17 protein-coding genes are annotated in these 23194 nt (G+C 70.8%); 12 read left to right on the top strand and 5 right to left on the bottom strand.

The features are described from left to right. Window positions 1-19: 19 nt before the first annotated feature. Both ACO073_RS07085 and ACO073_RS07080 read right to left on the bottom strand, forming a co-directional pair. Window positions 20-424 (bottom strand): DUF1801 domain-containing protein, encoded by a 405-nt coding sequence (locus tag ACO073_RS07085; protein WP_421996453.1) that lies wholly within the window; start codon window positions 422-424, stop codon window positions 20-22. Between the two features lie 69 nt (window positions 425-493). After that, window positions 494-1630 (bottom strand): patatin-like phospholipase family protein, encoded by a 1137-nt coding sequence (locus ACO073_RS07080; protein ID WP_421996452.1) that lies wholly within the window; start codon window positions 1628-1630, stop codon window positions 494-496. 281 nt (window positions 1631-1911) lie between these two features. Between ACO073_RS07080 and ACO073_RS07075 the strand changes: the two genes are divergently transcribed. The 11 genes from ACO073_RS07075 (at window position 1912) to ACO073_RS07025 (ending at window position 16833) form a co-directional block, all read left to right on the top strand. Further along, window positions 1912-2433 (top strand): hypothetical protein, encoded by a 522-nt coding sequence (locus ACO073_RS07075; protein WP_421996451.1) that lies wholly within the window; start codon window positions 1912-1914, stop codon window positions 2431-2433. Window positions 2434-2459: 26 nt separating this feature from the next. Beyond that, window positions 2460-2867, top strand: coding sequence for a VOC family protein (locus ACO073_RS07070; RefSeq protein WP_421996450.1), 408 nt, complete (start codon window positions 2460-2462; stop codon window positions 2865-2867). A 109-nt stretch (window positions 2868-2976) separates the two neighbouring features. Next, window positions 2977-3471, top strand: coding sequence for a hypothetical protein (locus ACO073_RS07065; RefSeq protein WP_421996449.1), 495 nt, complete (start codon window positions 2977-2979; stop codon window positions 3469-3471). A 181-nt stretch (window positions 3472-3652) separates the two neighbouring features. Further along, the gene (locus ACO073_RS07060; protein WP_421996448.1) at window positions 3653-5917 is read left to right on the top strand and encodes a glycosyltransferase; all 2265 of its coding nucleotides are present in this window, start codon (window positions 3653-3655) and stop codon (window positions 5915-5917) included. A gap of 318 nt (window positions 5918-6235) precedes the next feature. Next, the gene (locus tag ACO073_RS07055; RefSeq protein WP_421996447.1) at window positions 6236-9358 is read left to right on the top strand and encodes a response regulator; all 3123 of its coding nucleotides are present in this window, start codon (window positions 6236-6238) and stop codon (window positions 9356-9358) included. 33 nt (window positions 9359-9391) lie between these two features. Then, the gene (locus tag ACO073_RS07050) at window positions 9392-10219 is read left to right on the top strand and encodes a CheR family methyltransferase (RefSeq protein WP_421997407.1); all 828 of its coding nucleotides are present in this window, start codon (window positions 9392-9394) and stop codon (window positions 10217-10219) included. Further along, window positions 10209-12062, top strand: a complete 1854-nt coding sequence (locus tag ACO073_RS07045; RefSeq protein WP_421996446.1) for a response regulator — start codon at window positions 10209-10211, stop codon at window positions 12060-12062. The genes ACO073_RS07050 and ACO073_RS07045 overlap by 11 nt, the downstream gene beginning before the upstream one ends. Continuing rightward, the gene (locus ACO073_RS07040; protein ID WP_421996445.1) at window positions 12059-13039 is read left to right on the top strand and encodes an NADPH:quinone oxidoreductase family protein; all 981 of its coding nucleotides are present in this window, start codon (window positions 12059-12061) and stop codon (window positions 13037-13039) included. The genes ACO073_RS07045 and ACO073_RS07040 overlap by 4 nt, the downstream gene beginning before the upstream one ends. Window positions 13040-13082: 43 nt before the next feature. Next, window positions 13083-13601, top strand: a complete 519-nt coding sequence (locus ACO073_RS07035) for a (2Fe-2S)-binding protein (protein WP_421996444.1) — start codon at window positions 13083-13085, stop codon at window positions 13599-13601. Continuing rightward, window positions 13598-14614, top strand: a complete 1017-nt coding sequence (locus ACO073_RS07030) for an FAD binding domain-containing protein (protein ID WP_421996443.1) — start codon at window positions 13598-13600, stop codon at window positions 14612-14614. Before ACO073_RS07035 ends, ACO073_RS07030 begins: the two co-directional genes overlap by 4 nt. Next, a complete protein-coding gene (locus tag ACO073_RS07025; RefSeq protein WP_421996442.1) occupies window positions 14614-16833 on the top strand; it encodes a xanthine dehydrogenase family protein molybdopterin-binding subunit in 2220 nt (739 codons plus the stop codon). Before ACO073_RS07030 ends, ACO073_RS07025 begins: the two co-directional genes overlap by 1 nt. Window positions 16834-16848: 15 nt before the next feature. Here ACO073_RS07025 and ACO073_RS07020 read toward each other — a convergent pair whose 3' ends face one another. Further along, a complete protein-coding gene (locus ACO073_RS07020; protein ID WP_421996441.1) occupies window positions 16849-19779 on the bottom strand; it encodes a DUF4114 domain-containing protein in 2931 nt (976 codons plus the stop codon). Between the two features lie 104 nt (window positions 19780-19883). Here ACO073_RS07020 and ACO073_RS07015 point away from each other — a divergent pair, with 104 nt between their 5' ends. Continuing rightward, the gene (locus ACO073_RS07015) at window positions 19884-20255 is read left to right on the top strand and encodes a copper resistance protein CopC (RefSeq protein ID WP_421996440.1); all 372 of its coding nucleotides are present in this window, start codon (window positions 19884-19886) and stop codon (window positions 20253-20255) included. Here the strand turns inward: ACO073_RS07015 and queC are convergent. Then, window positions 20252-20968 (bottom strand): 7-cyano-7-deazaguanine synthase QueC, encoded by a 717-nt coding sequence (queC, locus tag ACO073_RS07010; protein ID WP_421996439.1) that lies wholly within the window; start codon window positions 20966-20968, stop codon window positions 20252-20254. The genes ACO073_RS07015 and queC overlap by 4 nt on opposite strands. A gap of 93 nt (window positions 20969-21061) precedes the next feature. After that, a complete protein-coding gene (gene htpG / locus ACO073_RS07005; RefSeq protein WP_421996438.1) occupies window positions 21062-22951 on the bottom strand; it encodes a molecular chaperone HtpG in 1890 nt (629 codons plus the stop codon). Window positions 22952-23194 lie beyond the last annotated feature (243 nt).

Below are 23194 nucleotides of genomic sequence, written 5' to 3'. Positions count from 1 at the left end.
CCGTGCCGCCGCTCACGGGTCAGCGCCGCTTCCGGACCTTCGATCCGTTGAGCGCCACGGCAGCGCGCACCAGTGCCTTCAGCGCCGTCACCTTGACCTTGTCGCCCTCGCGAAGGTCGATGGCCCGGCGGACATTGCCGTCGAGGCTGGCATTGAACAGCGACGACGGGTCCTCGAGGGCGGCGCCCTTGGCGAAGGTCATCTTCACGACGCTCTTGTAGGTCTCGCCCGTGCAGATGATGCCGTCGTGCGACCACACGGGAACGCCGCGCCACTTCCATTCCTCGACGACCTCCAGGTCGGCCTCGCGGATCAGCGCGCGCAGCCGGCCCAGCATCTCGCCCCGCCAGTCGCCGAGCTCCCGGATCCTCTCGTCGATCAGCCGGGACGCAGATTGCTCCTCCGCCGCGGCACCCTTGGTCACGCTGCTTCTCCTCTGCCGTCGAGCGTAACGGGTGCCGAGGGTCCACGCCACGGTCGGCGTCGCAGCGCGTCAGGTGCGCTGGCCGGCCGTTTCGCCCTCCGACAGCGCCGAGGCCGCGACGGTACGGGCACGCTCGCGCAGGAAGACCTCGGCCGCCTTCTCGCCCTCGGCGACCAGCCGGTTGATGTTGTGCGAGCCGCGATCGATCTTCCCCTCGTAATCCAGCAGATCCTGCAGCTCTGCCGGCATCTCGATGCTGGGGATGTGGTAGGGCTTGTCGGCGTCGGTGTGGAACGACTTCGGGATGCGGATCGGTCCCTTGAGATCGAAGCGCGCCAGGAACTCCGGGCGGAAGGCGCCCGCGAGGAGGAGGTCGTTCAGCATCTCGAGATGGCCGAGCTGCTGGAACAGCGAGATGTTGCCCTCGAGCTGGTTGCGCCGGTCGATGATCTCGCCCGGCTTCACCGGCACGGCAAGACGGGCCGTCGGGTTGATCTTGATCAGCCAGATCTCGTCCGGAATGTTCTCCTCGCCGACCGAGCGCGGCCGCGCCAGCTCCTCGACCGGCGGATTGTCGGAGAACAGCCCGTCCCAGTAGGCATGCCCGTCGATCTGCACGGCCGGAAAGATGTTGGGCACGGCGCAGGAGGCGAGGATGTGCTCCACGCGGATCGGCTCGCGCGAGGACACGAACTTGGCCAGCGCGCCGGTCGTGACGTTGGCGGCGCCGAGGATCAGCACCGGCGCCCCGGGGCGGGCACCCCACGAGGCGATCTCGGCGAAGTCGATATGGGTCTCCAGCAGGCCGCGGAAGTCCGAGAAGCCGGGGCGCTGGCCGCGCGTCATGACGTCCATCATCGACTGCATCAGCGGCGAGGACGGGCTGAGCTGCAGGGTCGGCATCATGCCGGCATTCACCAGGCGCACCGAATCGACGATGAACCGGTTGATGGCGTGCTCGACCGGGCCCTGGGCGGTGTTCTCCTCCCAGAACTTCATCAGGCGGCCCCACAGGGGCTGCTCGCCCTTCATGAAGGCGTACCAGAGCAGCGTGGCGCAGACCGCGCCGCCCGAGGTGCCGCTGATGGCCACCACCTCGAAATCCTGCCCGATCCGGGCCTCGCACAGCTTCTTCAGGGCGCCGGCAGTGAAGGCAGTCTGGCTGCCGCCGCCCTGGCAGGCGATGGCGATCTTGGGTTTGGGCATCGGAGTTCCCTGAATGCGGAGCGGCGGCGATGTGCCAGAGGCTCGCCCGGGCCGCAACGCAAATAGCCGTCAACGTCGCACACCTTGGCCCTGTCGCCACCGCCCCGACGATGGCATGGTGCGCGCCACCGGACCGGACAGGCATGGCGACGCGGCGCAGAACGACGACATCCCGGCAAGGCAGGCTGCCGCTTTCGCCTCCCCCCGAGGGCCGACGGCAGCCGCGGCGCCGGGCGGCGCCGCCCCAGCCCCCGCCCCCGACGCTCGAGCAGGAGATGCTGATGCTGGCGCGCGACGCCGGCCGCACGCTGCGCGGCGTTATTGTGTTCGCGCTCGTGGCGGTGGGTCTGGCCGGCATCGCGATGGGTCTGTGGGCGCTGCGGCCGACACCAGGCTATTCCTCGGCAGCGGTGACGGCGGGCTCGCCGTTCGAAGTCGCCTTCGAGGTCCGCAACCAGAGCCCGTGGTTGGCGCTGGACAATCTCAGGATCTACTGCGTGCTGGCCAGCGTCCGCGGCTCGTCGCAGCCGCCCGCCATCGCCGAGGCGACGGACCTGACCCTGCGCCGCGGCGCCGGCGGCCTGGCGCCCGGGGAGTCGGCCACCTTCACCTGCCCCTTCCGCCGCCTCCTGCCGCCGGCGTCGGCCGACGATCCGGGAATCGCCCAGCGCGCGGAAATCTACTTTCGAAGCCAGTACGACCTGCCGTTCGTCGGCACCCTGCGGCTGACCGACAACAGCCCGAACTACGTGCTCAACACCCAGCTCCTGCCGCCACAATGGACCAGGAAGCCTGAGCCGTAGCCGTCCGAGCCGCCCCGGAGACCGTCATGGCCCTCGTCGTCGATGCCCTCGATCATCTCGTCATCAACGTGCGCGACGTCGAGGTCGCGGCCGCCTGGTACGGGCGCGTCCTCGGCATGACGCGCGAGGATTTCGATCCCGGCCCGGGCAAGACCCGTCGCACCTCGATGAAGTTCGGCCGCCAGAAGATCAACCTGCGCCCGGTCTCGGCCAGCAAGGCCGACTGGTTCACGGCCGACCACGAGGCGGCAGGAAGCGACGACCTCTGCTTCCTGGCCGATGCGACGCCCCAGGCCGTGGCCGATCACCTGAGCGCCTGCGGGGTCGCGATCATCGAGGGGCCCACCGAGAAGCGCGGCGCCCGCGGACCGATCGTCTCCGTCTACTGTCGCGATCCGGACGGCAGCCTGATCGAGATCTCGTCCTACAAGTAGCCCCATCGCCGCCGGGCGCGTCACAGCGTCGCCGCGGTCGCCAGCCCTGCCGAACGACCCTATGATGCCCGGCAGGCGCTGTGGGAGCGCCGAACCAAGGGTGCCCGCCGTGGCGTTCAACGTACTGCACTTCGTGCTGTTCGCTTGCGCTCTCCTGTGCGTGCGCTTCACCCTGGGCGAAGTGCGTCACCGGCCCCTGACCCGTCCGCGCCTGTGGGCGCCGTCGCTGGCCTCTGGGGCCTGCGCTCTCACCTTCGCGTTCATTCATCTCGGCACCCACCAGCCGCCCTGGATCATCGGCGCGGCGGCAGCGATCGGCCTGACGGTCGGCCTCGCGCGCGGCTTCACCCTGCCGATCCAGGTCGACCAGCAGATCGACAAGGTCCGGCTGCCCCGGGCCCGGGCGTCCCTCGGCATTGCCCTGGTGCTGCTGGCCGCCGTGATCGTGGAGATCGCCGGCTCGCTTATCGGGACTGTCCCTTTCTTCTTTCGCCAGTTCTCGCCGGAGATCGCCACCCTCTGCGCCTGCATGTTCATCGGCCGGGCCTTCGCGATCCGGCTGCGCTGGCGCTACATGCCCTATGTCGACCTGCATCGTGTCTGAGCGATCCGCGCGCGCCGCCCGAGTCCCGCGTCATGATTTTACAGCGCGCGTAATTGCATCGCCGGAGAAGCAAGGCCATTCTCCGGCCGATGAGGTCCTTCCCATCCTCTGATCGGGGACGGCAGGCGGCCATGGCCGGCCGGCCGGCGCCGTCGTTTCCGCCGGCGCCGGTGTCGGCGCGATGAGCCTGTCCGTTGTCATTCCGGCCCACAATGCCGCCGGGACGCTGGCCGAGACCCTCGAGAGCCTGCGCGCCCAGACGCGCACGGACTGGGAGGCGCTGGTCGTCGACGACGGCTCGACCGACGGCACGGCGGCGATCGCCGAGAAGCAGGCGCGGCGCGATGGCCGGATCCGGCTGCTGCCGGCCCTCGGCCTCCGGCAGGGCGCCGCCGCGGCCCGCAATCGCGGCATTGCCGCCGCGACTGGCCGATGGCTTCTCTTCCTCGACGCCGACGACCTCATCGAGCCGCCCTTCATGGCGCGCATGCTGGGCCGGCTGGAGACGGACGGATCCAAGGTAGCCTATTGCGGGTCGCGGCGCCTCACGCCGGACGGCCGGCGAGGCCCCGGCTGGTTCGCCGCCGACGTGGCCGTCGCCCCCTTCGAACGTCTGACCCGCGACTGGGCCATCGCGATGCACGGCGCCGTGGTCGACCGGGCGCTGGTCGTCGAGCAGGGCGGCTTCGACGACAGCCTTCGGGCCGCCGAGGATCTCGACTTCTTCATCCGGATCGCCCGCACCGGCGTGCCCTTCCGGCCCGTGCCCGAGATCCTGGCGCTCTACCGCATGCGGGCGGGCTCGCTCTCGATGCAGACCAGGCTGGCCCTGGCCGACACGTTGCGCGTCGTCGACCGCGCCTACGGCGCCGATTCCCGCGCGGTCAATCCCTCGCCGCAGCATGCCGGCGGCGTCGATCCGGCCCTGTGCAGCAAGGAAATGGCGCTCGGCCTCCACGCCCTGTCCTTCGCCGCCTCGGAGATCGGCCAGGGCGGCCATGGCCTGGACCTTCTGCTGCCGCTGCCCGACCGGCACGGCGACCTGGTCGAGCGCTGCCGGCAGACGATCCTCTCGGGCGTGGCCTTCGGCGCCCAGCGGCTCGAGGACGAGCTGCCCGACGACCCGCAGCTCGCCGCCCGCGTCGCCGCGCTGCTGCCGGCCGTCGAGGCGGCCGCCGGCCGGCCGGGCCTGGCGCGGCAACTCGGCTTCCTGCTCGAACCGGACCTGCTGAGGCCGCCGCATCCGCGAAATCGCACCACGGCCGGCGCCTCGCTGCTGGTCCGCCAGGAGATCGACCGTCCGACCCCGATCCTGGTCTCCGATCGGGTCGACCGGGTGCTGGTCGAATTCCGCCACGCCGGCCGCGTCCTTGCCCGCGCCGAGGCGCCGGCGCTCGGCCACCTGTCGACCGGCGACACGATGCGCCTCGCCCTCGACTCGGTGGGAATAGGCCCGGTCATCCGAGCCGGCCGGTGGCTGCGCCGCCCGTCCTTCTGGTTCGCCGGCGCGCGGGCCGGCGCGCGTCTCGGCGTCGACCTGGCAACCCGAGGATGGCCCCGGCACGGGACGCGCGGACTGGCCCGTCATGCCCTGGGCGAGGCGGCCCTGGCCGCCGCCGGCGGCCTGGGCGCCGCCGGCCGCGCCCTCGATGCGCTGATCGCCGAAGGCCGTGGCATGGCTGCGCGCGCCGTCCCGGCGGGGCGCCCGTCGGCTGCCGCCCCGTCCGGGGCCCGCGCGGAGACGCACCAGACTACCCCGAAGCCCGGCACGGGACGGACGGAGCGCCTTCCCATCCTCGCCTATGGCGGTGGCGCCTCCCCGGAGCGTCCCGAGCTCGACGCATTCGAGCGGCAGATGCGCTGGCTGAAGAGCGAGGGCTACTGGACGGTGACCTCGGCCGATCTTCACCGGCACTTCGCGGACCGCCGGCCCTTCGCCGGCCGGCCGGTAATGATCGTGTTCGAAGGCGCCCGTGGCGACTTCCCCCAGACCGTCTGGCCCGTCCTGCGGGAACAGGGGTTCGCCGCCGAGCTGTTCGTCGATCCGGACCTTCTCTGCTGCCGCGGTCCCCGACCCCGGTCGGCTGAGTTCCTGAGCTGGGAGCAGATCCGGGACTTGGCCGCCGAAGGAGCGGGGTTCGGCAGCCGCTTGGCGGATGGTCGCCCGCTCGCCGACCTGCCCAGCCGCGACCTCGCCCTGGAGGCGGCGCGGTCCCGCGCCACGCTCGAACGGGCGCTGGGGCGTCCCTGCTGCTCCTTTGCCGCATCCGACAGTGCCGTCGACGAACGCTTCCTGCGGATCGTGCGCCGATGCGGCTACGAGATCGGGCTTTCGGCGGAACCCGGCCATGCCGATCTCGCACAGGATCCCCTGCACCTGCCGCGCGTCCAGGCCCGGAACACCTGGTCCCTCGACGCTTTCGCCGCCGCCGTCCGCTCGACGTAGGTTCGCCACCCTCCGACGGGATGCAACCTGCCGACCCCGCCGGCGTTGTCTTGTGTCGTCCCGTCCCCTAGCAGTGTCCTTCCCGGACAAAGCTCTCAGCCCGCACGATCAGATCGTGGTCTTCGTCTCAGCCCCTTCCCCTCCCCTTCCTGACATCTTCGCCGACGATCAGGCCGTCCCGCGAACCGCCCGGATCCCGGTCCGGACGGGCAGCGCGTGTCGCCGGGGGTGCCAGTCGCCCACTGCCAGTCGCCCGCTGCCGGTCGCCCGCGGCGTCGAGCCGCCGCCCTTAGCCGCGCTTTCCCTGAGGACCCTTCCTTGACCAATCTCGCTTCCCGGCAGCTGTCCGAGCCCGCCATCTACGGCGGCATCGCCTGCCTGATGGCCTTGACCTTCCTCGGCGACCTGATCGTCCCGCTGGGCATCGCGGTCTGGATCCTCTACCTGCTCTCGACAGCGGCGGCCTATCTCGCCTGGCGGCCGCAGGCGCCCTTCGCGGTCGCCGCGATCGCCACCGTTCTCATCGTCCTCGGCTATGCGATCGGCACTGACGAGGCGGTCCGGCCAGAGGTCGCCCGCATCAACCGCGCCTTCTGCATCATCGGCATCTGGGTGCTGGCCGCCACCGGCTACGCCTTCATCCGCAACAAGATCGCCATGCGCGACCAGCAATGGATTCAGGCCGCCCAGGTCGGCCTCTCCCAGGCGCTGAGCGGCGAGCAGCCCCCTGCCCGGCTGGGCGACAGCATCCTGCGCTTCCTCGCCGAGTATCTGGGCGCGCAGGCCGGCGCCTTCTTCGTGCGCGAGGGCGGCGGCCACGAGCGCACCGCCCTGTACGCGATCCCCGCCGGCACGACGGTGCCCGAGCGCATACAGCCCGGCGAAGGACTGATCGGCCAGTCGATCAAGGACGGGCGGTCCTTCGTCGCGCGCGACCTGCCCGAGGGCGAGCTGGCGTTCGGCTCCGCCCTGGGCCGGGGCAAGCCGCGCGAGCTGATCGTGGCACCCGCCCGGGTCGACGGGGAGGTGAACGCCGTCGTCGAGCTGGGCTTCGTCGGATCCGCAGATCCCCGTGCCATCGCGCTCCTCGAGGAGCTCGCCGCATCGATCGCCGTGGCCGTGCGCTCGGCCAAGTACCGCGTCCGCCTGCAGGAGCTCCTGGAGGAGACCCAGCGGCAGACCGAGGAGCTGCAGGTGCAGAGCGACGAGCTGCGCGCCTCCAATGCCGAGCTGGAGGAGCAGCGCCGCGCCCTCGAGGATTCGCAGGCGAGGCTCGAGCACCAGCAGAGCGAGCTCGAGCAGACCAATGCCCAGCTCGAGGAGCAGACCCGTCTCCTCGAGGTGCAGCGCGACGATCTCAGCCGCGCCCAGGCGACGCTGCAGGCGCAGGCGCGCGAGCTCGCCCAGGCCAGCCGCTACAAGTCGGAATTCGTCGCCAACATGAGCCACGAGCTGCGCACGCCGCTGAACTCGCTGCTGATCATGGCGCGGCTGCTGGCCGACAATCGCGGCGGCACCCTCACGGCCGAGCAGGTCAAGCATGCCGAGACGATCGAGAGCGCCGGCAACGACCTGCTGGCCCTGATCAACGACATCCTGGACATCTCCAAGATCGAGGCCGGCCGCATCGACCTCCGGATCGACAGCGTCAACATCGTGCGCGCCGTCGAGCGACTGATCGCTCCCTTCCGCGTCGTGACGACCGAGAAGGGGCTGCAGCTTTCGACCGAGTTCGCGCCCGGCCTCCCGGAAGCGATCGAGACCGACGTGCAGCGGGTCGAGCAGGTGCTGAAGAACTTCCTGTCCAACGCGACCAAGTTCACCGAGCGCGGCGAGATCTCGCTGCGGGTCGGGCGGGCCGCCGACGGTCGCATCGCCTTCACCGTACGCGACACCGGCATCGGCATCTCGCCCGAGAACCAGCAGGCGATCTTCGAGCCGTTCCGCCAGGCCGACGGCACGATCAATCGCAAGTACGGCGGCACCGGGCTCGGCCTGTCCATATCGCGCGAGCTGGCGCGACTCCTCGGGGGCGACATCCAGCTCGAGAGCGCAGAAGGCAAGGGCAGCGCCTTCACCCTGCTGCTGCCCGAGCGACTCGAGCCCGCCCCGGCGCCGGCCGCCGACGGCGTGCTTGCCAGCCCGCCTGTTCCCGCGGATACCGCCGCCCGTCCGGCGCCCGCCCGTGCACCGGCCCCGCGGCCCCTCGCGCCTCGGCCCTTCAACGACGATCGCGAGCAGCTGAGCGGGGACAGCCGCATCCTTCTGGTCGTCGAGGACGACATCGCCTTCGCCCGCATCCTCTACGACCTTGCCCATGAGCTCGGCTTCCAGTGCCTGCACGCGGACACCGCCGAGGAGGGCGTCCTGCTGGCGCGCCAGTACGTGCCGCACGCCCTGCTTCTCGACATGAACCTGCCGGACCATACCGGCCTGTCGGTGCTCGACCGCCTGAAGCGTGACCTGCGCACGCGGCACATCCCGGTCCACGTCGTCTCGGTGAACGACCATGCCGAGACCGCCCTGTCGTTCGGTGCCGTCGGCTATCTGCAGAAGCCGGTGACGCGCGATCGACTGATCTCGGCGCTGGAAGGGCTGGAGAAGCGCTGGACGGAGCGGCTCCGCCGCGTGCTGATCGTCGAGGACGACGACACGCAGCTCGAGAGCCTGCAGCTGCTCCTCAAGACCCGCGACATCGAGACGGTGGGCGCGTCGACCGCCGCAGCGGCGCTCGAGCAGCTGTCGAGCACCACGTTCGACTGCATGGTGCTGGATCTCAGCCTGCCCGACGCTTCCGGCTTCGACCTGCTGGAGCAGCTCAGCCAGGACGAGGCCTTCGCCTTCCCGCCGGTCATCGTCTACACCGGCCGCGACCTGTCGGCCGACGAGGAGCTGCGGCTGCGCAAGTACTCCAAGTCGGTGATCATCAAGGGCGCCAAGTCGCCCGAGCGGCTGCTCGACGAGGTGGCGCTGTTCCTCCACCAGGTCGTCTCGGAATTGCCCGAGCAGCAGCAGCAGATGCTGGTCCAGTCGATGAGCCGGGATGCTGCCCTCGAGGGCCGCCGGGTCCTGATCGTCGAGGACGACGTGCGCAATATCTACTCGCTGACCAGCGTGCTGGAGCCGCATGGCGTCGCCATCGACATCGCACGCAATGGCCGCGAGGCGCTGGAGAAGCTGGACCGGCCGCGCGTCAACGGCGAGCGGCCGGTCGACCTCGTGCTGATGGACGTGATGATGCCCGAGATGGACGGGCTCACGGCCACGCGCGAGATCCGCAGCCGTCCGCAGCTCCGCAACCTGCCGGTGATCACGCTCACGGCGAAGGCGATGCAGGACGACCAGGAGGAATGCCTGGCGGCGGGCGCGAACGACTATCTCGCCAAGCCCCTGGACGTCGACAAGCTGCTGTCGCTGGTGCGCGTCTGGATGCCGCGCTAGGAGCCGGCCGTGGAGACGACCGACGACATCGAGATGGCGCTGCTGCTCGAGGCGCTGCACCGCCGCTATCACTACGATTTCCGCGGCTATTCCGCGAATTCGGTCCGGCGGCGTCTGCGCCACGCCCAGGAGAAGCTGGGCTGCCCGACCCTGTCGTCGCTCCAGGACCGGCTGCTGCACGACCCGACGGTCCTGCCGCAGCTGATCGGCTTCCTTACCATCCAGGTGAGCGAGATGTTCCGCGATCCCGGCTACTACCGGGCGCTGCGCGAGCACGTCGTGCCGCACCTCCGCACCTATCCTTCCCTGAAGGTCTGGGTGGCGGGCTGCGCCAACGGCGAGGAGCTCTACTCGCTGGCGATCCTGTTCCGCGAGGAAGAGCTCGAGCGGCGCACGATCTTCTACGCCACCGACATCAGCCCGGCGGCGCGCCAGCGCGCCGAGGCGGGCATCTACGAGCTCGACCGCATCGCGCAGTTCACCGAGAACCATCGCGCCTCCGGCGGCCGCTCGTCGCTGTCGGAATATTACACCGCGGCCTACGGCGCGGCCGTGTTCGACAAGAGCCTGCGGGCCCGCACCGTGTTCTCGGAGCACAGCCTCGCGTCGGACGAGGTCTTCTCCGAGGTCCATCTCGTGTCCTGCCGCAACGTGCTGATCTACTTCGACCGGCACCTGCAGGACCGCGCCATCCGCCTGTTCGGGGAATCGCTGGTGCATGGCGGCTTCCTCGGCCTCGGCAGCACCGAGACCCTGCGCTTCTCGGCCCACGCCGACAATTTCGTGCCGTTCGCCGACGCCGAGCGCATCTACCGCCGGTCCCTGGCGCCTGTTAGGGAGGACGTCGCCCATGCCGGCTGACGCGGTCAAGTTCCTGCTGGTCGACGACAGCGTCGACAATCTGCTCGCCCTCGAGGCGCTGCTGCGCCGCGACGGGCTGGAGATCCACAAGGCCCGGTCGGGCACCGAGGCGCTGGAGCTGCTGCTGCAGCACGACTTCGCCTTGGCGCTGCTCGACGTGCACATGACCGGCATGGACGGTTTCGAGCTGGCCGAGCTGATGCGCGGCACCGAGCGCACGCGCCGCGTCCCCATCATCTTCCTGACCGGCGTCGCCAACGACGATCGCCGGCGCTTCCGCGGCTACGAATCGGGCGCCATCGACTACCTGATGAAGCCGGTCGATCCCCAGGTCCTGAGCAACAAGGCCAAGATCTTCTTCGAGCTCTACCAGCACCGCGAGGAGGTCGCCCGCCAGCGCGACGAGCTGCGCGTCGCCGCCGACAACCTCACGACGGCGCTCCACCGGATCGAATCGCATCGCGACAATTCCCCCCTCGCCATCCTGGAGTTCGACGCCTCGTTCCGGCTGAACTCATGGTCCAAGGGAGCCGAGCGGCTGTTCGGCTGGAGCGCCGGCGAGGCGATCGGCCGCCAGGTGACCGAGCTGCTGATGGCCGAGGGTGAGGCCCGCGACTTCGCCGCCGAGAGCGCCACGATGCTGAAGGGCGAGCAGTCCCGCGGCATGCGGGCCTGGCGCAACCGGCGCAAGGACGGTGCCGCGATCGACTGCGAATGGTACTGCTCGGCGCTCCTGTCGCCCACGGGCGAGCTGGTCTCGGTCAACGCCGAGATCCTCGACATCACCGAGCGGCGGCGCGCCGAGGAGACGCAGCGGCTGCTGATCGCCGAGCTGAACCATCGGGTGAAGAACACGCTGGCTGTCGTGCAGGCGATCGCCGTGCAGACCCTGCGGCTGGCCGCCAACCCGTCGGACTTCGCGACCGCCTTCACCGGCCGCCTGCAGTCGGTGGCACAGGCGCATTCGATGCTGAGCAACACGAGCTGGCGCGGCGCCGACCTCGCCGAGCTGGCGCGCGACCAGCTCCGGCTCGGGCCTACGGAGGACAGCCGCCTCAGCATCTCCGGGCCGAAGGTGGACCTCGCGCCGCAGATGGCGCTGCACCTCGCCCTGATCCTGCACGAGCTCGGCACCAATGCCCGCAAGTACGGCGCCCTGGTCTCGCCCGCCGGCCGCATCCTGCTGAGCTGGACGATCAACGACCGCAGGCTCCAGCTCGTGTGGGAGGAGCGCGGCGGTCCCGCGGTCAAGGCGCCGTCGAGCCGCGGCTTCGGCACCACCCTGATCGAGGAGAGCGCCAAGTCCGAAGGCGGAGCCGCGACGGCTTCCTATCGCGCCGACGGCATCGTCTGGGAAATCGCGCTCAGGCTGCCCTCCGCGCCCGACGCCGCGGGCTTCGACCGGCCGGTCGCCGAGGCGGCGCGTCCGGCAACCACGGCGGCGGCACGACCGGCGCAGCCCCTGAGCGGACGCCGGTTCCTGGTGGTCGAGGACGAACCGATGGTGGCGATGTTCGTGACGGCTTGCCTGGAGGATGGCGGGGCCGAGGAGACCGCGACGGCATCGACCGTCGAGCAGGCCCTGCAGATGATCGACGAGGGCAGCTACGACCTGGTCATCCTGGACGGCAACCTGCACGGCCGGCCGGTCGACTCGGTCGCCGCCGCCGCGGCGCGCCGCCAGGTACCGTTCCTGTTCATCAGCGGCTATGGCCGCGAGGGCCTGCCGGCGGCTTTCGCCAAGGCCGACGTCGTGGCCAAGCCGTTCACGCAGGCCCAGCTCGTGGACGCGGTCGACCGGATGATGCCGCCGACCGCCGCCGTCATCCGGCTCAAGCGATGAGGGTCGTCGAAGGCGAGGCGCTCGACTCCTTCGACCGCTACCGCCTGGTCGAACGCCCGCTTCCCGAGCCGGGCGCGGGCGAGGTGCGGATCAGGGTGGCGGCCTGCGGCATCGGCTATGTCGACGCGCTGGTGGCGCTCGGCCGCTATCAGGTGAAGCCGGCGCTGCCGCATGTCCCGGGCGGCGAGGCGGCGGGCTGGATCGACGCGCTGGGCAGCGACGTGGCCGGCCCTGCCATCGGTGACCGCGTGCTCGCCACGGTGCACGGCGGGTTCGCCGACTACGCCATTGCCCCGGCGGAGTCGCTGCACCGGCTGCCGCCCGCCATGTCCATGCTCCAGGGTGCCGGCTTCCGCATCAACTACGTGACGGCGCTTCATGCGCTGCGCGACCGCGCGCGCCTGGCGGCGGGCGAGACGCTGCTGGTGATCGGCGCCGCGGGCGGCACCGGCCTGGCGGCCGTCCAGGTCGGCAAGCGGCTCGGCGCCCGCGTCGTCGCGGTGGCGTCGACGGTCCCCAAGCGGGCGGCCGCGACCCGGGCCGGCGCCGATGCCGTGCTCGACCGCGAGCCCGACGGCTGGCGCGACCGGCTGAAAGCCATTGCACCCGACGGCCTCGACGTCGTCTTCGATCCGGTGAGCGGCCCGCTGATGCAGCCCGCGTTCCGCTCCCTGCGCTGGGGCGGCCGGCATCTCGTCATCGGTTTCGCGGCCGGCGCCATTCCGGCACTGCCCGTCAACCTGCCCCTGCTGAAGGGCGCGTCCCTGGTCGGCGTCGACTATCGCCAGTTCGCCGCGGTCTTCGAAGGCGGCAAGGCCCGCGCCGAGCTGGACGAGCTGCTGGACTGGGTGGGCAAGGGCACGCTGGTCCCGCCTGTCGGCCGCGTCTTCGGCCTGGCGGAGGCGGGCCCCGCGCTCGCCTATGCGCTGGCGGGCGGCGGCATCGGCAAGACCGTCCTCGAGGTCGCGACCGCGTGAGCGGACACCGGCGGCATTAGCGACCGGCGCCGAATCCCGTAGGATGCGCTCCCATCCCTCGCCGGAGCTCCGCATGCCCGACCCCGACGCGATCGAGATCCGCCTCACGGTGAATGGCAGCGAGCATCGCCTGCGGTTGCAGCCCTGGGTGACATTGCTCGACGCCCTGCGCGAACGGCTCGGCCTGTGCGGCACCAAGAAAGGATGCGACCACGGCCAGTGCGGCGCCTGCACGGTCCTGGTGGACGGCCAGCGCATCAACGCCTGCCTGACGCTCGCCGTCATGAAGGACGGAGCCTCCATCACCACCATCGAGGGCGTGTCGGGCGGCGACGCCCTGCATCCGCTGCAGCAGGCCTTCCACCGCCACGACGCCTTCCAGTGCGGCTACTGCACGCCGGGCCAGATCTGCTCGGCGCTCGGCCTGATCGCCGAAGGACGAGCCGCCACGCGCGACGACATCCGCGAGCTGATGAGCGGCAACATCTGCCGCTGCTGCGCCTATCCCAACATCGTGGACGCCATCGCCGAGACGATGGGCATGGACGCGAAGCCGCAATGACCCCGTTCCAGTACGTGCGGGCGACCGACGTCGCGGACGCCATCGTCGCGGCGGGCGGCGATCCCGGGACCAGCTACATCGCCGGCGGCACCAACCTGCTCGACCTCATGAAGGAGAAGGTCGCCCGGCCGCGGCGCCTGGTCGACATCACCCGGCTGCCGCTCGATCGCATCGTGGAGCGGCCAGACGGCGGCCTGTCGATCGGCGCCCTGGTGCCCAACAGCCGGCTCGCCTGGCATCCGCTGATCGAGGCCCGCTATCCGCTGATGTCGAGCGCGCTGCTGGCCGGTGCCTCGCCGCAGATCCGCAACATGGCGACGACCGGCGGCAACCTGCTCCAGCGCACGCGCTGCCTCTACTTCTACGACCCGGCCACGCCGTGCAACAAGCGCGCGCCCGGCAGCGGCTGCGCGGCGCGCGAGGGCCTGAACCGCGCTCACGCCATCCTGGGGGCGAGCGAGCACTGCGTCGCCGTCCATCCGTCGGACCTGTGCGTCGCACTGGCCGCGCTCGGGGCGGAGGTGCGCGTCGCCGGACCGGCCGGCGAGCGGCTCATCCCGCTCACCGATTTTCATCGCCTGCCGGGCGACCGGCCGGAGCGCGACACGATGCTCGAGCCCGGCGAGCTCGTGCTGGCCGTCGAGCTGCCGCCGCCGCTCTTCCCGCGCCACTACACCTATCTCAAGCTGCGCGACCGGTTGTCCTTCGCCTTCGCCCTGGTATCGGTGGCGGTCGGCCTGGCGATGGAGGGCGACACGGTGATGGTGGCGCGGATCGCGCTCGGCGGCGTAGCGCCGCGCCCATGGCGCGTGCCGGCGGCTGAGGCCCTGCTCGAAGGCCATCGTCCCGCACGCGACCGCTTTGCCGCCGCTGCCGACGCGCTGCTGGAGGGCGCCCGTCCGCTCGCCCACAACGGCTTCAAGGTCGACATGGCACGCCGCGCCATCGTGCGCGCCCTCGGCCAGGCCGCGGCGGCGACGCCGCAGTCGCAGAGCGACAAGAGGATCGCGTGATGAGCGGTCCCGGCACCGCCCTGCCGCGGATCGACGGGCCCGCCAAGCTCACCGGCCGGGCAGCCTACGCCGCCGATGTCGGCGCGCCCGGACTGCTGCACGGCGTCGTCGTGTCGAGCACGGTGGCGCGCGGCCGCATCGCCGCCATCGACGACCGGGCGGCGCGCGCCGTGCCGGGCGTGGTCGCGGTGCTGACCCATCTCAACCGGCCGCGCACCGCGCGCCTGTCGCTGGTCTACAAGGACCAGACGGCGCCGCCCGGCCGCCCGCTGCAGCCCCTGCGCGATGCCGAGATCCATTTCAACGGCCAGCCCGTGGCGCTGGTCGTGGCGCAGGACCTCGAGACGGCGCGACATGCTGCCGGCCTGGTCGAGGTTTCCTACGAAGCGGCGCCGCACGAGACCGATGCCGAGCGCGCAGCCGTATCCGCCTACGAGCCGCCGCGCCGGCGGATGATGATCCCGCCGCCGGCCAGGCCGCGCGGCGATGTCGAGGCCGCCCTCGCCCGCGCCGCCGTCCGGATCGCCGCCGAGTATCGCGTGCCGGTGTCCCATCACAATCCGCTGGAAACCCACGCCACGACCGTGGTCTGCGATCCCGACGGCGGGCTCACCATTCACGACAAGACCCAGGGCGTGCGCAACGTGCGGACCTGGGTCGCCTGGGTGTTCGGCCTGCCCTCGCGCAAGGTGCGCGTACTGTCGCCCTATGTCGGCGGCGCCTTCGGTTCGGCGCTGCGGCCGTCGTACCAGCTCTTCCTCGCGGTGCTGGCGGCGCGGCTCCTGCGCCGGCCGGTGCGCGTGGCGCTGACCCGCCAGCAGATGTTCACGCTCGGCGGGCGGCCGCAGACGCGTCAGCAGGTGACGCTGGCCGCCGATGGCGATGGCCGGCTGCTCGCGATCCGTCACCAGGCCGAAGCCGGCACCTCGCGGTACGAGGATTACCAGGAGAACATCGTCAACTGGTCGGCCCAGCTCTACGCCTGCGCCAGCACGCAGTACGGCTACCGGCTGTTCAAGACCGACGTGCCGACGCCGCTCGACATGCGCGCGCCCGGCGGCGCGGCCGGCGTCTACGCCCTGGAATGCGCGATGGACGAGCTCGCCGCCGCAGCCGGCCTCGATCCGCTGGAGCTGCGCGTCCGCAACCATGCCGACCGCGACCAGGCCAACCGCGACCGGCCCTTCACCAGCGAGGGCCTGCTCGACTGCTACCGCGACGGCGCCGCCCGTTTCGGCTGGTCCCGGCGGTCGCCCGCGCCGCGATCGATGCGCGAGGACAACGAGCTGATCGGCTGGGGGATGGCGAGCGGCATCTGGGATTCCAACCAGGTGCCGACCCGGGCGCGGGTCGAGCTCACGGCCGATCGACTGGTGGTGAGCAGCGCCGGCGCCGACATCGGGACCGGAACCTACACGATCATGGCCCAGATCGCCGGCGAGGCGCTCGGCCTCCCACCCGCTCGCGTCGAGGTCCATCTGGGCGATTCCAGCCTCCCCTGGTCGATCGTCGAGGGCGGCTCGATGCACGCCGCGTCGCTGGGATCCGCCGTGGCGGCCGAGTGCGCGCGGCTGCGGGCCAAGGTGGCCCGCCTGGCCGCCCGGGCGCTCGACGATGCGAGCCCAGAGGCCCTCGTCTTCTTCGACGGCCGCGTGGCGCTGCGCCACGACTCCAACCGCTTCGTCACGCTGGAGGAGATCCTGCGCCAGGCGCCCGGCGGTCGACTGACCAGCGAGGGCCTCACCCTGCCCGGCCTGCTCGACATGCGCCGCTATTCCCGCGCCACGCACTCCGCCGTGTTCGCCGAGGTGCGCGTCGACGCCGAGCTCGGCATCGTCCGCGTGACGCGCCTCGTCGGATCGGTCGCGGCGGGCCGCATCCTCAACCCGCTGACAGCGCGCAGCCAGGTACTGGGCGGCATGGTCTGGGGGATGAGCATGGCGCTGCACGAGGAGACGCTGACGGACCACCGGTTCGGCCGGCCGATGAACCACAATCTGGCGGAGTACCATGTGCCGGCGCACGCCGACGTGCCGCCCATCGAGGTGAGCTTCGTCGACCAGCGCGACGACAAGGTCAATCCGCTGGGCATCAAGGGACTGGGCGAGATCGGCGTGGTCGGCACCGCTGCGGCGATCGCCAACGCCCTGTTCCACGCCACCGGTCACCGCGTCCGCGACCTGCCCATCACGCCCGACAAGGTGCTGGCCGGGCTGTAGCGCCGCCGCAGCGGATCAGACCAGCCAGCCGTGGCCCGACGCGCTGGTGAAGTCGAGCTGCACGACGAGGTCGTTGTAGTCGCGGTCGCCGCCGCCGAACGTGTCTTCCCAGCCCCAGGTGTTCAGCCCGTAGTTCCAGAGATGGCCGACGGCCTGGCCGTTCACCGTCTCGTTGGCATTGGCGAAGGCGAAGAAGAACGCGCCGGTCGTCTGGTCGGTGAGCTTCATGGCGATCATGTCGCCGGCATCGACGTTCTGAAGCATGACCTGGGCGTACTGGCCATAACCGGGACCGGCGATGGCCGTGTCGCCGGCCGTGGTCTGGTAGGCGCGGCCGGCGATCGCGGCATTGTAGCCGGCGGTGCCGGGCGCCAGCCCGTCGATCGAGCCGGCGAGGTCGTCGACCTTGTAGAGCGTCAGGGAGAGCGAATCCTGGCCGCCCTGGCGCAGGCGCACGACCGCGAGCTGGTCGTTGGCCCCGCCCACCGTCTCGGCGATCGCGATCGGGCGGGCGACGCGCACGGAATCGCCGCCGGCGAAGAAGTCGGCGAAGCCGTAGGGATTGCTGTAGCTCGCCTGCAGCGCCTGACCGGACGCGCCGTCGACCGTCAGTGCAACGGCCTGACCCAGGGCGACGCCGGAATAGCTCACGGCGCCCTGGGCCTGCTTGTCGAACAGCGTGACGAGGCCGGGATCGAAATCGGCCTGCAGCGACTGCTGGGCCAGCCGGCTGGTCCAGGCGAAGCTGCCCGAAGCCCCGCTGAAGAAGGGCGTGCCGATCGCGCCGATGCTGACATCGATGCTGGCGTCGCCGCCGGGCGAGGTGACCTGGAACAGCAGGCTCTGGTCGGCGCCGCTCTGCCACCCGCCGTTCCCGTCGTCGTCGAGCAGGGCCGGGCTGCTGCTGAACGAAACCTGAGCGTGGGCGATCGCCGTGAGGGCGCGGCCCAGCAGCAGGCCGTTGGGTGTGCCGAGCCCCGTGGCGAGGTCGTAGCCCGGCCCGGCGGCGTAGCCCATGCCGGTCGGCACGATCGGCTGGCCCGACATGTTGGTGAAGCCGGTGTCGTGGTCCGTCGTGAAGTAGCTGTTGACGTTGTTGCCCAGCAGGATGTCGTTGAACGATCCCGGCGCGACGACGGCGGCGTTGTAGAGCAGGTCGTTGTAGAAGCCGAGCCGCGGCAGGCCCTGGTCGGCGAAGATGGTGTTGAACTGCGCGGTCAGCGCCGCCCACAGCGGCGCGCTGGCGCTGGTACCGCCGGACAGGGTGAGCAGCGAGGCCCCGCTCTGGCCGTCGACATAGGCGTCGTTGAGAACCCCGTAGTAGGAGTCGCCGGCCGACAGGGCCGAGACGTCGGGAGCGCCGCGGCCACTGCCGCTCGGCCCCGTAGGATTGAGCCCGAAGCGCGACTGGTAGGCCGGCACGGGCAGGTAGGTCGCGACGCCGCCGGACCCGGTCTCGTTGCTGCCGAACGGCGCTTCGAGCTGGTTGCCCGCCTGCTGCACGACCAGCGTCTGCCAGACCGCCTCGACCAGGGTCGTGAGGCTGCTGGCGGCGCCGGCCGGACCGGGTGCGCTGGCATCGAGATGCGACGGCAGGGTCTTGAGACCCGCCGCCACCAGGGAGAACACGATCTCCGTATTGTCCACCAGGGCCAGCGAGACCAGCGACGCCAGGGTCGGATCCTCGAGCGCTGTCGACAGGGTGGCGATCGCCGTGCCGCCGACCAGCAGGGCGTAGGTGGCGCTCTGGCTGCTGATGACGTTCGGGACACCGTTGGTTGGGTAGCCCGCCGCGCCCAGGTCGCCCGCGGCGACATGGACCGAGACGTTGGCCAGGGCGGCGTCGACGAAGAGCTGCTGGAAGGCCCACTGGAAGGGCGACGCGGCCGTGGGCTGGCCATAGATGCCATAGGACGAGGACAGGATGCCGGGATCGTTCACCGCATCGAAGATGGCGCGCTGGTAGGCGAGATACGGCGTGCCGGCTTCCTGCATGCCGTAGAGGATCTGCGTGCTGTTGGGCGCGGCGCCGGCGATGACGGAGACGTCGAGCGTCACCTCGCCGTTGAGCTGGTTGGCCTGCGCCCCGGCGGGAACGGTCTGGAACTCGGCTTCCGTTACCGGCGGCAGGCCGATGGCGGCGCGGTACTGGTTGAGCGCCAGGCGCAGGCTTTCGCCGCCGCTGCCGGTGATGTTGCTCTCGATCAGGGCGATCGTCGGCGTGTCGACGTCGGCGGGCAAGGGAAAGCGGTAGTTGTCGGCGATCGCCGTCGGCGTGGCGATCACGCTGCTGCTCAGGGCGGCCCCGTTGGCGATGCCCAGCGGTCCGGCCGACACCGGCACCGGCGTCGAATTGAAGACCATGGGGTTCTGCGGCAGGGCGTTGGCCTCCAGCCACACACCGCCGATCGCGCCGGCCGGGATCAGGTCGTTGATCCCGAGATTGCCTGTCCAGGCCGGCGCATCGAATTCCCGGATGTCGAGCTGCGTGACGCCGAGCAGGGCCTGGAACTCGCCGGGCGTGAGCGTCACCCAGACCGTGCGGTCCTCGACGCTGGAGACGTAGCCCATCGCCGTGGCGAGCGAGAGCGCCCCCTCGCCGACCACCGACTTCACGGCATTGTAGACGGCGCCGTAGGTCGCCGCGTCGGCCCCGTAGGTCGCCCAGACCGCCGCCTGGTCGGCAAGCTGCGCCTGCCGCGTCGCCCAGGAACTCGACAGCAGGGCCGTCGGATCGTTGGCGCGGTTGAGCACCAGCCCGACCGTGACGAAACCGCTGGTCGCCACGCTGATGCTGGCCGGCTCGCCCGGAGACCCGAACAGGTCCGCCAGCACCGCGCCGGCATTGCTGCTGCCCGCGAGCACGGCCTGGTACTGCGCGTCGTTGAACTGCCCCGACGCAAAGGCATCGAGCACGGTCGAGTTCGCGAGCGGGGTGTACGGCATCTACGGGAGACCTGGCCTGATGGACGTCTTCTTCGCGCCTGCGTGAGCGCGCTTCACTCTAGGCCGGATTGATGAAATCATTCCTGCACAGGAATCGAACGCCAATGCAATTTCCCCGCTCCCTCCTCGCGGGCCTCCTGGCCCTGCTCGCCGTCGTCGCGCCCGCCTCTGCGCAGGACCTGAACGTGCTCGATTCCATGCCCAAGGCGCAGGCCGTGATCGGCGAGCCCGGAAGCTCGTTCTTCGTGCGCTTCGATCGGCCGATCGACCATATCCATTCCCGGCTGTCGATCTGGCAGAACGGCCAGCTGGTCGAGCGGCTCACGCCGCGGCTGGAATCGGCGCCCGATGTCCTGTTCGCCCGCGCGCCGACCCTGCAGCCGGGCAGCTATGTGCTGCACTGGGCCGTCCGCACCATGACCGACGTGAAGACCCAGGAAGGGGACATCCCCTTCTCGATTTCCGGCAAACGCTAGGGAGCGTTCGAGCCGGCCGCCGATCCGCGCCAGCGTGCCCAGCCGCCGGCCCGCAGCCGGCAGGCGTCGCAGGTGCCGCAGCCGGCTCCCCAGTCGTGGCGATGCTCGCGGTCGCCGACGTAGCAGGTGTGCGTCTCCGCGACGATGAGATCGACCAGCTTCCGCCCGCCGAGCGTCTGGGCGAGCTGCCAGGTCTCGGCCTTGTCGATCCACATCAGCGGCGTCTCGAGCACGAGCCGCGCCTCCATGCCGAGGTTGATGGCGACCTGCAGCGCCTTCACCGTGTCGTCGCGGCAGTCGGGATAGCCCGAGAAATCGGTCTCGCAGACGCCCGCCACCACGTGCTTCAGCCCGCGCTGGTAGGCGACGATGGCGGCGAAGGTCAGGAAGACGAGATTGCGGCCCGGCACGAAGGTGGCGGGCAAACCGTCGGGCCGCGTGCCGAACGGCAGGTCGGCGGTGAGCGCGCTGGCACTCACCTCGCCCAGCACGTCGAGCGGCACGACGCGATCCGGCCCGAGGCGCCGGCCCCAATCGTCCGACAGGCCGGCGAGCTCCCGCCGCACCGGCTCGCGCACGTCCATCTCGACGGCGTGGCGCTGGCCGTAGGCGAAGCCCACGGTCTCGACGCGCTCGTAGCGCGACAGGGCCCAGGCCAGGCAGGTGGTCGAATCCTGCCCGCCGGAGAAGAGGACGAGAGCGGATGAGGACATGGCGGCAGGCTTCCCATGGCCGCCATGCAAGGCGCAAGCCACCCGTGCCTGTCAGGCCGATGGCTTCAGGCCGATGGCTTCAGGCTGATGATCTCAGGCTGGGGGCTTCAGGCCGCGCACGACGAAGGCGTTCAGGCGGCGTGCGAAGGCCGCCGGATCGGCCGGGATCTCGCCGTCGAGGATATGCGCCTGGTCGAGCAGCAGCGCGGCGATGTCGGCCGCCTCCGCCGCCTGGCCGGCGGCCTGCGCGGCACCCACCGCCTTCACCAGCGCGTGGCGCATGTTGAGCTCGAGGATCGGCTTGGCGCCGCTGCCGCGGTTGGCGCGCGCCAGCAGGCGCTCCAGCTCGCGGTCGCGGCCCTGGTCGCTCGCCACCAGGCAGGCGGCGCTGTCGGTCAGCCGCTGCGACGCGCGCACGTCCGAGATGGCCTCTCCGAGCGACTCCTTCACCGTCTTCAGGATGGCGGCCTCGTCCTCGCCCGTGGCCTTGGTCTCCTCGGTGCCGCCGTCGGCCAGCGGCACCTCGCCGAAATCGACGTCGCCCTGGCTCAGCGAGCGCAGCTTCTTGCCGTCGAACTCCGGCGGCATCATCGTCCAGAAGGCGTCGATCGGATCGGTGAGCAGCAGCACCTCGATGCCGCGGGCCCGCGCTGCCTCGAGCTTGGGGTTGGCCTTGAGCCGCTCGGCGCTTTCGCCCACCAGATAGTAGATCTCGCTCTGGCCGGGCTTGAGATCGGCGACATAGTCCTTCAGCGAGCGCAACGTGTCGCCCGCCGTGGTGGCGAAGCGCGCCAGGGCGAGCAGCTGGGCCGCGCGCTCCTGATCCTCGTACATCCCCTCCTTCAGCACCGGCCCGAAGGCGTGCCAGATCCTGAGCCAGGCATCGGCGTCCTTCGAGGCGCAGGATTCCAGCTCGCCCAGCACGCGCGTGGTGAGGCCGCTGCGGATCTGCTTCACCTGCGGATTGTTCTGCAGCATCTCGCGCGACAGGTTGAGCGGCAGGTCCTCGCTGTCGACGACGCCGCGCACGAAGCGCAGCCACGCCGGCAGCAGCTCGGCATCGTCGGTGATGAAGACGCGGCGGACATAGAGCTTCACGCGCCCCTTGCGGCCCGGATCGGCGAGATCGAAGGGCGGCATGGTCGGCACGAAGAGCAGCACCGCATAGGACTGCCGACCCTCGACCTTGTAGTGAAGGGTGAGGGCCGGCTCGTCGAAGGCGTTGGCGATCGAGCGATAGGCCTGGGTGTAGTCCTCCGCCGTGACCTCGGACTTGGCGCGCTGCCAGAGCGCGCTGGCGGCATTGACCTGGCGGGCCTCGCCCTTGTCGTCGACCAGCTCGATGGGGAACAGGATATGGTCCGAATAGGTGCGGATCACGCGCTCCAGCTCGAACGGCTGCAGGTAGCGGGCCGCATCGTCCTTCAGGTGCAGCACGATCTCGGTGCCGCGGCGCACGCGCTCGGCCTGTTCGGGGCTCGCCGGCGCGACGTCGAAGCCCGCGCCGCCCGACGAGGTCCAGACCCAGGCCTCCTCGGTGCCGGCGCGGCGGCTCGTGACCACGATCCGGTCGGCCACCATGAAGGCGGCGTAGAAGCCGACGCCGAACTGGCCGATCAGGCCGAGCCCGTCCTTGGCGTCCTTGATCCCCTTGAGGAAGGCCTTGGTCCCCGAGCGCGCCACGGTGCCGAGATTGTCGACCAGCTCCTGGCGGTCCATGCCGATGCCGTTGTCGGCGATGGTGAGCGTGTTGGCGACGGCATCGGGCTTGATGCGGATGGCGAGCTTCTCGTCACCCGCCAGCAGCTCGGGCCGGGCGATCGCCTCGTAGCGAACCTTGTCGAGCGCATCCGAGGCGTTCGACACCAGCTCGCGCAGGAACACGTCGGTCTCGGAATAGACCGAATGGACCATCAGGTTGAGGAGCTCGGCAACCTCGGCCTGGAATTGATGCGTCTCGGCGGTCGCCGCGTCCCCGTTCATCGTCCGTCCATTCCTGTCATTGTTGGCGACCGCCTATAGCCCCGGAAAGACCCGTGGCCAAGGCGGCGAATCGGACCGGCCGGCGGGCTCGGCCGCCGCCTGGCGGTCCGGTTGGGTCGCGTGGGCGGCAGCGGCCGGTCGGTCCGACTCGCACTCCCATCGCACGAACTCAGGGTTCACAGTTCCCGGGAGCACCGGCAGCGCCGGCCGTGCCCGGGGGCGAAGTTGGTCGATCTGCATCAT

Source organism: Reyranella sp., assembly GCF_965229815.1.
GTDB lineage: Bacteria > Pseudomonadota > Alphaproteobacteria > Reyranellales > Reyranellaceae > Reyranella.
This window is presented reverse-complemented; position numbering and strand designations above follow the sequence as displayed.

Excerpts from the sequence above, each read along its gene's own strand:
- ACO073_RS07080 (WP_421996452.1), bottom strand. The coding sequence starts at position 1,630 with ATGCCCAAACCCAAGATCGCCATCGCCTGCCAGGGCGGCGGCAGCCAG.
- ACO073_RS07075 (WP_421996451.1), top strand. The coding sequence starts at position 1,912 with ATGCTGGCGCGCGACGCCGGCCGCACGCTGCGCGGCGTTATTGTGTTC.
- ACO073_RS07070 (WP_421996450.1), top strand. The coding sequence starts at position 2,460 with ATGGCCCTCGTCGTCGATGCCCTCGATCATCTCGTCATCAACGTGCGC.
- ACO073_RS07060 (WP_421996448.1), top strand. The coding sequence starts at position 3,653 with ATGAGCCTGTCCGTTGTCATTCCGGCCCACAATGCCGCCGGGACGCTG.
- ACO073_RS07050 (WP_421997407.1), top strand. The coding sequence starts at position 9,392 with ATGGCGCTGCTGCTCGAGGCGCTGCACCGCCGCTATCACTACGATTTC.
- ACO073_RS07045 (WP_421996446.1), top strand. The coding sequence starts at position 10,209 with ATGCCGGCTGACGCGGTCAAGTTCCTGCTGGTCGACGACAGCGTCGAC.
- ACO073_RS07040 (WP_421996445.1), top strand. The coding sequence starts at position 12,059 with ATGAGGGTCGTCGAAGGCGAGGCGCTCGACTCCTTCGACCGCTACCGC.
- ACO073_RS07035 (WP_421996444.1), top strand. The coding sequence starts at position 13,083 with ATGCGCTCCCATCCCTCGCCGGAGCTCCGCATGCCCGACCCCGACGCG.
- ACO073_RS07030 (WP_421996443.1), top strand. The coding sequence starts at position 13,598 with ATGACCCCGTTCCAGTACGTGCGGGCGACCGACGTCGCGGACGCCATC.
- ACO073_RS07025 (WP_421996442.1), top strand. The coding sequence starts at position 14,614 with ATGAGCGGTCCCGGCACCGCCCTGCCGCGGATCGACGGGCCCGCCAAG.
- ACO073_RS07020 (WP_421996441.1), bottom strand. The coding sequence starts at position 19,779 with ATGCCGTACACCCCGCTCGCGAACTCGACCGTGCTCGATGCCTTTGCG.
- ACO073_RS07015 (WP_421996440.1), top strand. The coding sequence starts at position 19,884 with ATGCAATTTCCCCGCTCCCTCCTCGCGGGCCTCCTGGCCCTGCTCGCC.
- queC (WP_421996439.1), bottom strand. The coding sequence starts at position 20,968 with ATGTCCTCATCCGCTCTCGTCCTCTTCTCCGGCGGGCAGGATTCGACC.
- htpG (WP_421996438.1), bottom strand. The coding sequence starts at position 22,951 with ATGAACGGGGACGCGGCGACCGCCGAGACGCATCAATTCCAGGCCGAG.